The organism is Ekhidna sp. (genome assembly GCF_040220215.1).
Classification (GTDB): Bacteria; Bacteroidota; Bacteroidia; order Cytophagales; family Cyclobacteriaceae; genus Ekhidna.
On the sequence record NZ_JAVJTR010000011.1, the window covers coordinates 362,788 to 376,600 of the forward strand.

At 39.1% G+C, this 13,813-nt stretch carries 15 protein-coding genes; 9 read left to right on the forward strand and 6 right to left on the reverse strand.

All coding sequences use genetic code 11. From position 1 onward, the window contains the following. The first annotated feature begins 4 nt into the window (after window positions 1–4). The 3 genes from RIC88_RS06035 to RIC88_RS06045 are packed head-to-tail and all read left to right on the forward strand — an operon-like array spanning window position 5 to window position 1,184. Window positions 5–331 carry a hypothetical protein gene (locus tag RIC88_RS06035; protein ID WP_350216613.1) on the forward strand — a complete coding sequence of 109 codons (327 nt, stop codon included), beginning with the start codon at window positions 5–7 and terminating at the stop codon, window positions 329–331. Beyond that, window positions 328–873, forward strand: coding sequence for an RNA polymerase sigma factor (locus RIC88_RS06040; protein ID WP_350216614.1), 546 nt, complete (start codon window positions 328–330; stop codon window positions 871–873). Before RIC88_RS06035 ends, RIC88_RS06040 begins: the two co-directional genes overlap by 4 nt. Beyond that, window positions 870–1,184 carry a hypothetical protein gene (locus tag RIC88_RS06045; protein ID WP_350216615.1) on the forward strand — a complete coding sequence of 105 codons (315 nt, stop codon included), beginning with the start codon at window positions 870–872 and terminating at the stop codon, window positions 1,182–1,184. The genes RIC88_RS06040 and RIC88_RS06045 overlap by 4 nt, the downstream gene beginning before the upstream one ends. On the opposite strand, the gene RIC88_RS06050 is transcribed toward RIC88_RS06045, so the two are convergent. Then, on the reverse strand, window positions 1,181–2,674 hold the full coding sequence (locus RIC88_RS06050; RefSeq protein ID WP_350216616.1) for an OmpA family protein: 1,494 nt from the start codon (window positions 2,672–2,674) through the stop codon (window positions 1,181–1,183). The two genes, RIC88_RS06045 and RIC88_RS06050, sit on opposite strands and share 4 nt — an antisense overlap. A 136-nt stretch (window positions 2,675–2,810) precedes the next feature. After that, window positions 2,811–3,443, reverse strand: a complete 633-nt coding sequence (locus tag RIC88_RS06055) for a DNA-3-methyladenine glycosylase (protein WP_350216617.1) — start codon at window positions 3,441–3,443, stop codon at window positions 2,811–2,813. A gap of 15 nt (window positions 3,444–3,458) precedes the next feature. Here RIC88_RS06055 and RIC88_RS06060 point away from each other — a divergent pair, with 15 nt between their 5' ends. Further along, window positions 3,459–4,322 (forward strand): DUF2911 domain-containing protein, encoded by an 864-nt coding sequence (locus RIC88_RS06060; RefSeq protein WP_350216618.1) that lies wholly within the window; start codon window positions 3,459–3,461, stop codon window positions 4,320–4,322. Window positions 4,323–4,356: 34 nt separating this feature from the next. Here RIC88_RS06060 and RIC88_RS06065 read toward each other — a convergent pair whose 3' ends face one another. Both RIC88_RS06065 and RIC88_RS06070 read right to left on the reverse strand, forming a co-directional pair. Further along, the gene (locus RIC88_RS06065; protein WP_350216619.1) at window positions 4,357–6,063 is read right to left on the reverse strand and encodes a sodium:solute symporter family protein; all 1,707 of its coding nucleotides are present in this window, start codon (window positions 6,061–6,063) and stop codon (window positions 4,357–4,359) included. 131 nt (window positions 6,064–6,194) lie between these two features. Then, complete coding sequence (locus RIC88_RS06070; protein WP_350216620.1) at window positions 6,195–8,663, reverse strand: PIG-L family deacetylase; 2,469 nt, start codon at window positions 8,661–8,663, stop codon at window positions 6,195–6,197. Window positions 8,664–8,794: 131 nt separating this feature from the next. Here RIC88_RS06070 and RIC88_RS06075 point away from each other — a divergent pair, with 131 nt between their 5' ends. Further along, the gene (locus RIC88_RS06075; protein ID WP_350216621.1) at window positions 8,795–9,958 is read left to right on the forward strand and encodes a sensor histidine kinase family protein; all 1,164 of its coding nucleotides are present in this window, start codon (window positions 8,795–8,797) and stop codon (window positions 9,956–9,958) included. After that, complete coding sequence (locus RIC88_RS06080; RefSeq protein ID WP_350216622.1) at window positions 9,955–11,112, forward strand: histidine kinase dimerization/phosphoacceptor domain -containing protein; 1,158 nt, start codon at window positions 9,955–9,957, stop codon at window positions 11,110–11,112. The genes RIC88_RS06075 and RIC88_RS06080 overlap by 4 nt, the downstream gene beginning before the upstream one ends. On the opposite strand, the gene RIC88_RS06085 is transcribed toward RIC88_RS06080, so the two are convergent. Then, entirely contained in the window at window positions 11,104–11,577 is a 474-nt protein-coding gene (locus RIC88_RS06085) for a response regulator (protein WP_350216624.1), read from the reverse strand. The two genes, RIC88_RS06080 and RIC88_RS06085, sit on opposite strands and share 9 nt — an antisense overlap. A 180-nt stretch (window positions 11,578–11,757) precedes the next feature. On the opposite strand from RIC88_RS06085, the gene RIC88_RS06090 reads away from it, so the two are divergent. Continuing rightward, a complete protein-coding gene (locus tag RIC88_RS06090; RefSeq protein WP_350216625.1) occupies window positions 11,758–12,039 on the forward strand; it encodes a hypothetical protein in 282 nt (93 codons plus the stop codon). A 28-nt stretch (window positions 12,040–12,067) separates the two neighbouring features. Here RIC88_RS06090 and RIC88_RS06095 read toward each other — a convergent pair whose 3' ends face one another. Next, complete coding sequence (locus RIC88_RS06095; RefSeq protein ID WP_350216626.1) at window positions 12,068–12,829, reverse strand: sensor histidine kinase; 762 nt, start codon at window positions 12,827–12,829, stop codon at window positions 12,068–12,070. Between the two features lie 135 nt (window positions 12,830–12,964). Between RIC88_RS06095 and RIC88_RS06100 the strand changes: the two genes are divergently transcribed. Both RIC88_RS06100 and RIC88_RS06105 read left to right on the forward strand, forming a co-directional pair. After that, window positions 12,965–13,267, forward strand: a complete 303-nt coding sequence (locus tag RIC88_RS06100; protein WP_350216627.1) for a hypothetical protein — start codon at window positions 12,965–12,967, stop codon at window positions 13,265–13,267. Between the two features lie 56 nt (window positions 13,268–13,323). After that, window positions 13,324–13,794, forward strand: a complete 471-nt coding sequence (locus RIC88_RS06105; protein WP_350216628.1) for a nuclear transport factor 2 family protein — start codon at window positions 13,324–13,326, stop codon at window positions 13,792–13,794. The last annotated feature ends 19 nt before the right edge of the window (window positions 13,795–13,813 follow it).

Genomic DNA, 13,813 nt, shown 5'->3' on the forward strand with positions numbered 1-13,813 from the left:
CTCAATGGAAACACTATTAGAAAATATCGTCTTTGCAATCATGTTTTTTGGTGGAATTATTCTTACCATTTACATCATCGCTCGCTACACATATCTGACAAAAAAAGCACTCGCTGACCGTGGCTTCAATCCACAGGATCAGAAGTTTAAGGTTACACTTATCGACCTGGCTTGCATTGTGATAGCTGGTGGCGTTGGATTGGGATTAGCTTCCTTCCTTACACTTTTGAATATTTCCGAAGACATGATGGACATGCTCATCTATGGTTTTCTTCTTGTATTTATTGGTGTAGGGCTTTTTGCTGCAAATCACTTCCGCAATAAGGATTGAAGTCACCCAAGCTAGATATCAGCTTAGTCAACAAAGCCAAGGAAGGGGACACCATAGCTTTTCGCGCCATTGTGGAAACCTATAAAGACCCGTCTCTTTCTTTGGCCTGTTCTATAATGAAAAATGAGCAGGAAGCAGAGGATGTGCTTCAGGAAGCCTTTATCAAAGTTTATAAAAGCCTTTCCTCCTTCAGAGCTGACGCAAACTTTGCAACCTGGTTATTTAGGATAGTCGTTAATACTTCAAATTCAGCACTTCGGAAAAGAAGGTGGAAAATTGAAGTCAAAGAAGAATGCTATCAACCTGATGAAATGAAAATTAGTGATCAGAATTTTTATGTGAATAAAGCTTTGCTTAGAATGAAAAAGGATGAGTCACTCACATTAAGGCTTCACTACTTAAACGAACTGAGTATTCAGGAAATACAGGAGGTAACCGGTCATGGGATGTCTAAAATAAAAATGGATTTATCCAGAGGAAGGAACAACTTCAAAAAAGAACTACAAAAATTGTTGGGAAACGAATCATACGAACTCTTATGAAAGATGAGAAAATAGAAAAGCTATTAAAAAACAGCTTACATAGAACCTCCGAAACATTCACCAATGAATTGATGGAGCAAATTGGTAAAGAAAAAAGTAGTGAAAAAATTGAAACTACAACTAGTCCATCACGAATATTAAGGTGGCTAATCCCAGGATTGTTCCTGATGCTATTTGGACTTTCAGGTATTATAAGTCAGCAAGAAATAGGTCTTCCTTCCTTTTTAATTTTTTTAATGACTTCCCTAACCCTTGGATTTTACATAAGAAGAGTATTGATACTTCATCAAACGTTTAAAAAGATTTCCTAATCCTCCACTACCTCAAACTCCACCCTCCGATTCAGCTTGCGCGTCTCCTCGGTTTCATTGCTTGCGATCGGTTCATTGCCCCCGTATCCTTTTCCACTCACACGATAAGGGCTAACACCTTGAGCGATGATGTATTCCTTTACCGTTTTCACACGAGCTTCAGATAGTTGAATATTCCTTACCGGATCACCGGTATTGTCTGTGTGGCCTTTTAACAGGATTTTAATGTCCGGATTGTCATTCATTACTTCCACCACCAGATTTAGTTCTTTCTGGGATCCATCAATCATGTTTGCTGTTCCCCGATGAAACAACACATGATCCAAGGTGATCACACTTCCTTTGGCCACAGATGAAAGAGCAACTGTATTTTCTCCAATTTTTAATTGTTCATCCAGAATAATGACTTTCGGTAGGTAACCGGGAGATTTTAGTTCAACCTCCTCGCCAGTAAGTGAATCAATTTCAAAGGTTCCATTGGCTCCTATTTGCTTTTCCTCGGCTTTAATCAATTCTGCCGGTAATACTTCACCGGTTTTTGCATCTACTACCTTCAGGGTAATAATGGATGATTTCTCTGCTGGCTTTTCAACTGTTACTGCAGGTTGCTCTATACGGGTTGTATCCTCTTCAATCTCTTCTTTGAATTTAATACGCATAATATCTCCATACCCATCGCTATCCTGCGAACTGACGTAGTACGCCCACTCCGACCCATCTACAAAAGCGAATGAAGTCTCTGACCCGGAAGTGTTGATTTGTGAACCTAGATTAACGGGTTCACTCCAGTTTCTCCACGACTCGTCTTGACGCACGGTGTAGAATAAATCAAAGCTACCCTGGCCTCCTCTGCCATTGGTAGCAAAAAATAATGTGCGGTTGTCTTCAGCCAGAAAAGGTGTTACCTCTTGATATTCCGTATTTAATTGATAGCCAAGATTCTTTGCACGGTCCCATGTGCCATCCGATTTTTGCTTCACTATATACAAGTCTTCAACACCATATGTGTTGTTAGACTCCATACTTAAGATCATATACCTGCCATCTTTAGAAAGGCATCCACTCTGGATAGGTGCTTTGTTTTTAAAGAAAGGAATATTAACCTCCTCTTTATTTCCCTCAGAAACGAAAAAGACCTTGCCATTGTAAACTCCTTTATCAAAAGTCACCTGACTATAGTAAATCCCAAATGGTGTAAATCCAATTGGGCTAAGCATTCCTTTTTCGCCCAGCCAATCAGGAAATGTCAATACTTCCCACTTTTCATCATTATTCGTTCTATTCCCAGAAAAATAAATAAGAGCTTCCGACGGTGATCCTTGAATTTCTTCTGTAAAGGCCATCGCCTTTTGGTAAGGATTAATGACCAGATAATTCTGTCCTCTGGGTGTACTTAAAGAATCAACTTTAATACCTGAATTTTCAAATCTAATCTGAGCATATGAAAACATACTTAAAAACAGAAGTAATGCTATTATTGAACTTTTCAACTATTTAATTTGATTTTTTTGTGAAAAAAATTTGATTTTATAAATATTCGTATATATTATTGTACTTGTAAAGTTTCTCTATTGGTTAGTTGGTGACAAAGCTAAACAGCTAGTGAATTATTGAAGTCCGGTATGGTTAGCCGGACTTTTTTATTGCTCCTTTGCTTACAAACTTATTACCAGCAATTAAGAACCTCCAGGGTTTTAACGCATCTTCTTCTGCATATTCTACACCTATCCTCACATCAGCTATAATTTCAAAATTATCATTATCCTTATTCGTCCCAACCCACAATTCATCAGAAAGTAAATCCTGTCCTGTCATATTCATATGAATCCCCATCGCTTGCGACAAAGTTCCAGGCCCGGAGGCCAGTTTAGCTTTAGCAAATTTTCTTCTTTCCCGCATTACTTCTAATCCCCCTACTGGCTCTAATGCCCTGATTAACACAGCATCAGCTAAGCCATCCTTATTTGTAACCACATTAAATAAATGGTGAATACCATAGCATAGATAAACATAAGCACGTCCACCTTCACCATACATGATCTCTGTTCTTGGAGTACGTTTCCCATTTGCATGACAGGCTTTGTCATCTCGTCCACAATATGCCTCAGTTTCTACAATTTTCCCTGCGGTAATCACTCCTTCCACATTCGTAATGAGTACCTTACCCAAAAGATCTTTGGCTATTTGCACAACATCTTCTCTCAGGTAAAACGATCTTGGGAGTTTTTCGTAAACGGATGTATTAATTTCGAAAACCATAAAACCTTTTAACAAATGAAAAGAATCACAAATCTAATCGCACTATGTGTGTTGGTCACATTTGGTGCCGCAGCACAAATTAACACTCCTCAGCCAAGCCCGGCAGGATCAGTAAGTTCAACAGTAGGATTAACAGAAATCAGCATTGATTATTTCCGACCTGGTGTAAAAGACCGGCAAATATTTGGAACAGGCGATGAATACCTGGAGCAGTATGGAGCGGTATGGAGAACTGGAGCGAATGCCGGAACTGTGATTTCCTTTAGCACTGATGTGAAAATTGCAGGGCAGGATGTGAAAGCTGGAGAGTATCAGATTGTAACTATGCCCGGAGCTGATGAATGGCAGGTGATGTTCCACTCAGAGATGATTGGCGGAAACATGAACAACTACGACGAGGAAAAGGTAGTGGCAAAAGCTACTGTGAAGCCAATGAAATTGGATAACTCTGTAGAAAGAATGACCTTCCAAATCTCTGACATTAGTGCAGACAACACTTCGGCAAACATTCATTTTGCATGGGCAAACACCTCATGGAAAGTACCTGTAAGTGTTGACTTCCATGAAAGTGTAATGAAGGATATCGCTGCTAAAACGCAGGTAAATCCTCAGAACTACGTGGCTGCTGCTAACTACTACCTGAATTCAGGAGAAAATCTGGAAAAAGCATTGGAGTGGATGAACAAGTATCTCTCTATGGGTGAAAACTCAGGACAGTTCTGGCATGTACACACCAAAGCTCAGATTCTAGCTAAAATGGGTAAGAAGAAAGAAGCAATTGCAACTGCTCAGGATTCAATGGCAAAAGCAAAGGCTTTCGAGCAGGGAGATTTCGGATACATCAAAAGAAATGAAGATTTGATTGCTTCTTTGAAGTAAAAGAGTTCGATTTCAAAATATCAAAAGCGTGGGTCTAGCTCACGCTTTTTTTGTTTCCGATCAATATCTGAAATATCAAACTAAGAATGATCGTGCCTCCACAGCCAATCACATTGTACCACAGGTAACTAAGTGAAAACATATCTGCTTCGGTCATGAAGTGCACAATGATAACACCCGTCTGAGCAATGATAGCCGAGATGAACACTGCATTTCCTTTTACTTTCTTGAAGAAAAAAGCCACCAGGAAAATTCCAAGAACAGTCCCATAGAAAATAGATCCTATGATATTGACAGCTTCTATTAGGTTCTCAGAATTCTTGGCCAAAATGGCGAATAGAATTGCTAAAACACCCCAACCAAATGTCATAAGCTTGGAGGTATTGAGATAATGATGCGGCGACCCATCTTTTTTGATAGCCCTCTTGTAGAAATCAACCGAAGTGGTTGATGCCAGAGCATTTAACTCGGAAGAGGTGGAGGACATTGCCGCAGAAAAAATAACTGCGATCAATAATCCAATTAACCCGTGAGGTAGATAAGTTATAATGAAGGTCAAGAATACATAATCAGAGTCCTTCGTCTCCAGCGTCTCATCTGCCTTAAGAATGACCTGCTTCGCCTCTTGTCGTAACTGAACCGACCGTGCATCTGCTTCTTTCAACTGAGTGGCGAAAACTTCTCTTTGATCTGCCGATATTGATTTGTCTGCAAGATTTTCTGCTGCTACCCTTCTTTGATCCAGTGCTATAGTATAGTCTTCATCGATGGCCTTAAACTCTCCAGCATATTCTGAATTCTCAACAATGTCTACAGAAGCTTCTTTAAAGTGGATTGGTGGATTGTAAAAAATGAAAAACACATACACCATCACCCCAACAAACAGGATGAAGAATTGCATTGGGATTTTCAGAATGGCATTGAACATTAACCCCATCCTACTCTCAGCAGCACTCGATCCTCCAAGATATCTTTGAACCTGCGATTGATCTGTTCCAAAATATGAAAGTGCCAGAAAAAACCCACCGGTCAGCCCGGACCAGATGGTGTATCGCTCACCGGCATCCGTGCTAAAGTTTACTGCTTCCAGCTTTCCTAAATTTCCAGCGATTTCCAACGCACCACTAAAAGTTGTGTAATCATTGATGTAGTTGATAATCACAAAAAAGGCTGCAAACATCCCTACCATAATCACTGCCATCTGCTGCTTCTGAGTAATGGAAACTGCTTTCGTACCACCGGAAACTGTGTAAATGATCACGAGTATACCTGTTCCTAATATCGTAGTAGTCAAGTCCCAATGAAGGATGGAAGAAATGATGATCGCAGGAGCATAAATGGTAATTCCAGCTGCTAACCCTCGCTGTATTAAAAATAGAGAAGCACCCAGATATCTTGTTTTTAAGTCAAACCGTTTTTCTAAAAACTCATAAGCTGTATAAACCTTAAGCCGATAGAAAATAGGAATAAACACTGCAGAAACAACAATGAGCGCAATTGGTAGCCCAAAATAATTTTGAACAAAGCCCATTCCACTTTCATAGGCCTGACCGGGAGTGGAGATAAATGTGATGGCGCTGGCTTGAGTAGCCATTACTGAGAGTCCGATTGTTCCCCACTTCATGGTATGCCCACCCAGAAGGTATCCCTCAATATCCTTTTGCCCCCTGGTTTTATATACCCCGTACGCAACAATGAATAACAATGTGCCAAAGAGCACAATCAGGTCAAGATTGTTCATTTAATAAGATGAGCTAAAAGCGTAAAACAATAGAATAAGAACAGTAAGCCATACCGCTACAAAGAGGTAGAGGTATCTCCATTTTTTGAATAATGGCGGCTTGTCTATGTTTCTTTCGGAAATCAATTCTGTCATTTACCTAGCGATATCAAGTTTACAAAAATTCTATAAGCTCCGGGCACTCCTGCTGGTAATTCTCTAAACCAGCTATATCCGGAATAGACGTAATACCCTTTTCCATACTTTGCGACGAGTAGCCCTCCGGTTTTTGGACTCTCCCCGGGATCATTGCTTTTTAATATCGGAATGAACTCATCTGACCACTCATCAGGAAAATAAAGTCCGCGTTCCTGAACCCAGTTCTCAAAGTCTTTATCGGTGATGCGATTTGGTGAGTTCATGACCGGATGATCAACGGCAATTATTTCTACTGGAGCTTGCTCCACAGCAACTCGATCCCTCGAAAGTTTAAGACTATAAGGTGCGATTTCTTGAGTTACCAGTCGATGGCTTGTGTTGTATTGAATGATGAGATTGCCACCATCCTTTACATAATCAAATAGTACAGTGTTTTTATATGATAGCCATTCCACCGTATTGAAAGCGCGTATGCCTAGAATAACCGCATCAAATTTCTGAAGATTATCAAGTGTTACATCATCTTTTTCCAGGGTTGTTACCTCATAACCTATCTGTTCTAAATTTTCAGGGATAGCGTCTCCCGCGCCCTCTATATATCCAATGGCATTGCCATTTCGTACCAGGTCCAGCCGAACCACTTTTACCTGAGCATCCGGATACAAAGTTTGCTTTGGTATGTGATCGTAATCAATAACCGACAAACCTTTTGAATAAGATCGTCCGTCGATGTTAGCCTTAGCGGAAACATACCCCTCGGAGGCTTTGGACGGAGGAGTAATTTCAAAAGTGAAGATTTTCTCTTCTAACTTCGTTCCTAAGTTAAAATCATATTCAGTAGGTGTCACACTCCACCCTTCTGGTGTATTTAAGAATACAGTCCCTGTGCAATTTGCTTTTCCTGCGATAACTCGCACCTCAACAGACTTGGATTTATTATCAGCAAAAACTAAAACTCCTCCGGATACATTAACCATGACTGGAGGTCCAATCGAAATCGGCTCGGTAACTTCTCCATCAACCGGGTCTGTTCTTTTGAAAACAACAGGAACCGTAAGATCAATTTTGACCCCACTTAAGTTTATTGATACAACTCCTTTAATCGCTGGATCATTTTCAGGCTTTCCAATGAGCTCCTGATCATTGACCACATACATGCCAAGTGTTCCCTCATCTCTCAACCAATACGGGTGTGAAAATTTCATTCCAGCGGGAAGCTGGAAGTTCATTTCGGATGTAAATGGCTTATTATTCAATAATGGAGCACCAATTGAAACAGGGTTTGGCCAACTGCTAAAGCTGATTTGCTGAATTTCTATATCCACATTACTCCTGTTTACAGCTTCAATTGAAATGGTTATGGAATCTCCAATTGCATAGTTTGCTTCACTCGAAGTAAGTGACAAATAAAGTCCTGAAGCAGCAACAATCAATTCATCTATTTCCTTTTGTTTTATTTCCCTCCAAAATTCACTTTCAATGCTTTCTAAAGCTTTTCTAGCTCCCATTAGTGGCGCTATAATAGATGCAGGGTTTCTCTCATCATATGCTTCGATTGCTTTATTGATAAAAAAGGAAACTTCTTTTGAAGAAGTCACTCGCTCCCAGGATGTATTGATTCCTCCAAAAACAGATTCCGCCTCTTCACCTCCCCACTGCTCCAAATATTCAATCTGCTCTCCTCTGGAGCCAGAAGAACCAAATCCCTGACTCTTATGCATACTCCTGCTTTTAGCAGCTATTTCAGGATAGGATTCTCCAAGTAGTGGGTTATATTGTCCCACATCCAGTGTTTTAAGGTTGGTAGTATCTCCTCCGGAATCACGGAACCACCACCAGCCTGTATTCCAGAATAACTTTTGAGGCTGCCAGGTTTCAACATAATCTAATTGCTCAGGAAAAGCTGATGCATCTCCGCTCAGTTCGAACGCTTCTCTTGCCAGAATGGCACTTGCAGTATGATGGCCGTGGGTTCTTCCGTCAGAATTGAAACGTGTAATTACCACATCTGGCCGAAATGTCCTGAAAGTCCATACGAAATCAGCCAACACCTGATCTCTATTCCAAATGTTGAAAGTCTCCTCCGGGTCTTTGGAGTACCCGAAATCATTCGCTCTTGTAAAAAATTGCTGGCCTCCATCCGTTCTTCTTGCGGCTAACAACTCCTGCGTTCTGATTAAACCCAATTCTTCTCTAATCTCCGGCCCAATCAAGTTTTGGCCTCCATCTCCTCTTGTAGCTGACAGATAGGCCGTTCTCATAAGCTCCTCGTTAGCGAAATAGGCTATCAATCTTGTATTTTCATCATCGGGATGTGCTGCAACATAAAGTACTGAGCCCAGCACGTTTAGTTTTTCCAGCTTTTGACGAATCTGACCTGGTTCGTAAATTTTATTGGATTGAGAAAATGAATAAATGAATAGAGCTAAAAAAGCATAGCTCAACAAAGCACGGGTTTTCATAGATTGGTTTTCGTTCGGGTTAGTTACGAGTTAAAGGCCGGAAAGTTATGTGAATTGTATGAGCGGTAAGATTTTGTGAAAAAACATTGATAACTTTTTTCAACTAGATTTATCCAATCAAACGCCTAATCTTGAAATTACCGGAATACACGCAAAAAAGATACGCTGGAAGCGAGCAAGAAAGCATTGCCGGAGTGCTTAATTTGGGATTCATTTTTTTACCTCTATTTCTCATTATCGTTCTTGTTCGGCAATTGGTTCAGTTGGACTTAGAAATGTCCATTCTAATATCTATTGGCTTAATTGTCTCTTTAATTTCACGGTCTTTTTTCTTGAAAGGAAACTTCAGAGTATCTGTTATGATTGTTTCATTTTTTTTCACATTGCTTCTGACGGCAGTTTGCTCATTTGGAAATGGGATACATGATATTGGGCTAATTGGGTTTCCAATTATCATTGGATTTTCCAGTATTATTCTTGATCAAAAGCAGCTAATTATTGCTTCAGTCCTGAGTGTTCTAGGGCTTTCTTGGCTGGTGGTAGGTGCTCAATTCAATTTTTTCGAACCAATTCCGGTACCTCCGGGAAATACTGGTGATTTTATAATTGCTGCTCTTTTAATTGTTCTGGGAGGGTTTGTTGCTTTTAGTCTAACCAGAAATATGAAAAATTCATTGAGACATGTTCAGCGAGAGATTTCAATAAGTAAAAAAGACGCCAATCATCTCGCAAAAGAGATTTACAAGAAAGAAGAAATAATTAGTGAAATACACAAAGCCGCGATTAATAGCTTGAGCCATATTCAGCAGCTAATTGCTCATAAGCAGATTGATAAAGCCTCCTCTAGCAGCAATATCCATAACAGCCTGAAAAGAAAAATCTTAGTAATGGAAATTGCTCATAATATCCTTTTAAAAGAACGAGCTCCTATCTTTTTAGACATCATGGAACTGGCTCGCAAAGTTTTGGATAGCTATGAAAAGAATCTTCAAATCAAAGTGTTGCAAATTGAAATAAGCCAAAAACGGTGTACCACCAGTCTAGACCAGGCAATCAACTTTGGAATATGTCTGTTGGAACTGGTAAGTGAATTGGATGATGAGAAAATTGTATTACTTAAAATCCGGCTTTATGCAGAAGAGAATAGGGTTACACTTAAACTGGCCGGATTTGAAGATTTGAAGCATGGAGAACTAGGCATAGTAATGAACCTATTAACGAAACAATTGAAGGGTGAACTCAAAAAAAAACCTTCTGAGGTTATTCTTACTTTTACTACAAAAAGTGTGGAATGATCTCCAAGTGGCTACCATATGACGACACGCTAGACTCCTTTTCACGAGGAGAGATTACTAATCTGCTTAAAACATTTTTGTATATCATTCCACTTGTTGCTGTTATTCTAGCATATGTGAATTTTTCGCTCGGGCTGACTCAAATTGCGCTGACAATCCTAACCGTTCCAATCTTTTGCCTAATCTCACTAATGACGCTTTATCGTGGGATGATAAATCTTTCGGTAATCATATTGATTTCCATCCTCATAACAGCTACTACTTTGAGCTGCACACTTGGCAATGGCATACACGAAACCGGCATCATTGTACTACCGGTAATCGTCCTGTTTTCCAGTTTGGTGATGAACGTGAGGGGTGTTGTAATTACCACTATAACCGTTATTATCTGTCTTGCATATATTGTTTTTGCGGAACAATTCGGACTTTACCAATCTGGAAAAATTCCAGCCGTTCGCTGGGTAGATTTAATAGTTGTACAGTCAGTTACAATCATTCACATATTTGTAACATATAGTTTTAGCAACATCACCAAAAAAAACCTAAACAGGGTACAATCAGAACTTGACAATCAAAAAAAATATAAAAATGAGATTGGTGAAAACCTAAAAGAAAAATCTGAATTATTAAGGCTTGTTCATCATAGGGTAAAGAACAACCTTCTTTTGATTAACAGCCTAATTGAGCTAGAAACTTTCGGAAATCCTAAAGAAAAAGAAACGCTGGCCGAGATTACCCAAAGCATTCATACCATTGCAAGGGCTCATGATCCATTATACCACACGGATGACTACAAGCAAGTGGCAATCAAACCATACCTGGAAAAACTAGTTGCGGCCAATATTCAATCCACAGGAATCGATAGCTATACTGTAGAGTTAGAAGATCGGTTTTTATTTCATGAAAAAGCGCTTCTCCTCGGGATAATTCTTCAAAAGATTTTAAGCAACATCAACTCCTCTCAAAAAGGTGAAGTGTTTGTTAAATTAGATTCAATAAAAAATCAAATTAACTTATCTGTCACCACGCTTGAAGAAGGGCAGATGTCGAATGTTGAAACCTCTTTAATTGAACTCCTGACTGAAGAGTTGGAAGGCACCCTGGAAATATCTAAAGAAGAGGTGAAAGTGAGCTTCAGAGAAGACCTAACCTAATTTGCTGAAATCTTTGACATCAGCATCGGTTTTTAAAATACGCTGGAAAATCCCGTTGAGATCATCAAAGTCCCAAGGTTTAGTTACAAAATCATGAATTCCAAAATCCCCAATGGTTTCGTATAAATCTGCCCTTTTAATGAACCCACTTAATATCATGCGCTTTATTTCCGGATGAGTTGTAAATACATCTTTCAGTAGCTCTACTCCTGACATGTGAGGCATCCGGTGATCCGTCACAATAAGGTCAATCTTTTCCTTTTTAATGACTTCTAAAGCTTCTTGCGGCCCCAGAGCCGTATGAACATTATACAATCTTCGGAATGTAGATTTAAATCCTCTTAAGTTGGGCATCTCATCGTCCACATAAAGAATGGTGTATTCTTTATCTACTTTGGAGGCCTGTCTGGCAGCTCTTCTCGCGGCTCTGCGCTCTGCTCTTTCTTCTGCTGTGAGTGTTTCCATAGGTAAAAATCTTCATTACAAAAATACAAGAAATACCGAGGATCGGATATCTATTTTTGGTTAGGTAAAATACTTAACTCTTGTTTCTATCATTAGAAATATTCTTAAAAAATTTCAGAAAAAGAAATTTTCTCCTTTCAAAACGAAAACAGCGAATCGTTTTACCCATTTGAATAAATCATGAGACTACTTTTTCACTTCCACCGATTGTTAATCCTAGTTAGTAGCTCCAATACATCTATTTTTGATGAATATAGCTTTGAGACCATAAAACCAATGGCCTATCCAGACAGAACTGAACTTGCACATTACAGTGAAGGAACAAAAAGCAAAAAGAGTATTTGGTTAAAAGCTATTTGTTCGAAGGGGAAGAGTTGCTTACCTCTAAAAGATCAGGAAAGGGAAGCCAGTGTCGATCGCTTCAATCATATTCTCAGCTTTATAATTAAAAATGGGTTCTAATTGGTAAGTGGGACATACTCCTTAAAAATTAAGGTTTAGACCGCTTCATTGTAAACTCAAACACAGTCCCTTTACCATCTGGATTATCTTCCACTTTAAGCGTACCATCATTTTGATTAATGAGGTCTTTTGATATAAAAAGTCCAACACCTGAGCTCTTCTCATTCTCGGTTCCGACTCGTTTATTATCCTTTTTCAATTCAAAAAGATTGGCTTTCATTTCATCTGGAATTCCGATTCCGGTATCACTCACGGCAATCACAATGAGGTCATCCTGCATATTAATTTTCACCCTCACTTGCCCACCCCTTTCAGTAAACTTGACTGCATTGGAAAATAAATTTCGGAGCACTACCCTAATTGCATTTTTATCAAACAAGCATACCGCATCGATATCCCCGGATATTTCGAAATCCAGCTTTTTATCATCTATTTGCGGTTGAATCTTTTTAACTATTGATTCAATAACATCCTTGAGAATAATTTCTTCTTGCTCGACTTTCTTATTTCGAGATGCGGCCTGGCCCCATTCCATCAGTTCCTCCAACATCTGAACCGTGTGATCCACGCCTTTATCAATTGTGACCATGAATTCTTTGGCTTGCTCTATCCCAACCTGCTCTTCTCTTACAAGACTAATGACACTTTTGAGGTTACTCATTGGCCCACGTATGTCGTGACTTACTATCCTAATAAGTGTGTCCCTCAATAAACCAGCCCGCTCCAATTCCTCCTCCATTTTTTTAAGACGATTCACCAGATTCGTATTGTCAATATTGTTTTTTTGCATTGGTCAATTGCTCATGTCAATATAGTAAGTAAGGTATCAGTGGCTTAATAGTCAAGTGACGATAGTAATTTTTCGATCATTCCTATTCATATCTACATATTTCTATATCTTTAGCTAACCTCAAAAGATCATATTATGTCAATGTACTGTCTTGTTTGGAAATACAAAGTGTCATCAAACCAAGCCAAATTTGAAGAAGAATATAGCCGTAATGGTAGCTGGTTCAAGTTTTTTGAATCATCAGAAGATTACCTGGGAAGTGAATTGATGAAGAATTCTGATGGTAAAAACTATGTAGTAATTGATAAGTGGATGTCTAAGGCTGACTATCAGGATTTTTTAGATGAAAATAAAGCAGAGTATGATCAGCTAAACGAAAAATGCAAAAGCCTATATGACGAGGAAGAGGAAATGGGTGAGTTCGACCTCTTGCAATAGGGCAACCAGAAAAGCTATTGAACGTTGGAAAGTTGGAAACCAAAAACCAACTTCAAATGAAAACCGTAACAAAAGCTATCTTCTCTCTGGGGCTCATTATCCTGGCTCTTTTATCATTTAATTTAAGATCGGTAGAAACCACAGCAGAAGAGGATGCTGTCAAAAAAGTTGTTCTTGAATCCTATATCAATGGAGCGTTCAATGAGTTAGACGCAAAAGCCATGGAAAACGGATTTCATAAGGATTTTGCGATATACACCGCCAAAGGTGAAGAAATTAGTAAATACCCGATTAATGATTGGGTGGCTGGAGTAAGAAAAAGAAAAGCCGACGGATATGATCCTACGGACGAAAAAAAAATCTTTAAGCACAATTTTGCATATGTAGACGTGACCGGTGGGTCTGCTCATGTAAAAGTAGAGTTGAGCAATAATGGCAAAAAAATATATACAGATTATCTCAGCTTAATGAAATTTGAAAGTGGCTGGAAAATTGTAGCTAAAGTCTATCACAAACATAAGTTTTGATAGTCTCTTCTGTATTGAT

Bases quoted from the DNA above. Each gene is read 5' to 3' on its own strand.
- RIC88_RS06090 (WP_350216625.1), top strand. From the start codon at position 11,758: ATGAGACTACTTTTTCACTTCCACCGATTGTTAATCCTAGTTAGTAGC.
- RIC88_RS06055 (WP_350216617.1), bottom strand. From the start codon at position 3,443: ATGGTTTTCGAAATTAATACATCCGTTTACGAAAAACTCCCAAGATCG.
- RIC88_RS06035 (WP_350216613.1), top strand. From the start codon at position 5: ATGGAAACACTATTAGAAAATATCGTCTTTGCAATCATGTTTTTTGGT.
- RIC88_RS06105 (WP_350216628.1), top strand. From the start codon at position 13,324: ATGAAAACCGTAACAAAAGCTATCTTCTCTCTGGGGCTCATTATCCTG.
- RIC88_RS06085 (WP_350216624.1), bottom strand. From the start codon at position 11,577: ATGGAAACACTCACAGCAGAAGAAAGAGCAGAGCGCAGAGCCGCGAGA.
- RIC88_RS06095 (WP_350216626.1), bottom strand. From the start codon at position 12,829: ATGCAAAAAAACAATATTGACAATACGAATCTGGTGAATCGTCTTAAA.
- RIC88_RS06100 (WP_350216627.1), top strand. From the start codon at position 12,965: ATGTCAATGTACTGTCTTGTTTGGAAATACAAAGTGTCATCAAACCAA.
- RIC88_RS06045 (WP_350216615.1), top strand. From the start codon at position 870: ATGAAAGATGAGAAAATAGAAAAGCTATTAAAAAACAGCTTACATAGA.
- RIC88_RS06080 (WP_350216622.1), top strand. From the start codon at position 9,955: ATGATCTCCAAGTGGCTACCATATGACGACACGCTAGACTCCTTTTCA.
- RIC88_RS06070 (WP_350216620.1), bottom strand. From the start codon at position 8,663: ATGAAAACCCGTGCTTTGTTGAGCTATGCTTTTTTAGCTCTATTCATT.
- RIC88_RS06065 (WP_350216619.1), bottom strand. From the start codon at position 6,063: ATGAACAATCTTGACCTGATTGTGCTCTTTGGCACATTGTTATTCATT.
- RIC88_RS06060 (WP_350216618.1), top strand. From the start codon at position 3,459: ATGAAAAGAATCACAAATCTAATCGCACTATGTGTGTTGGTCACATTT.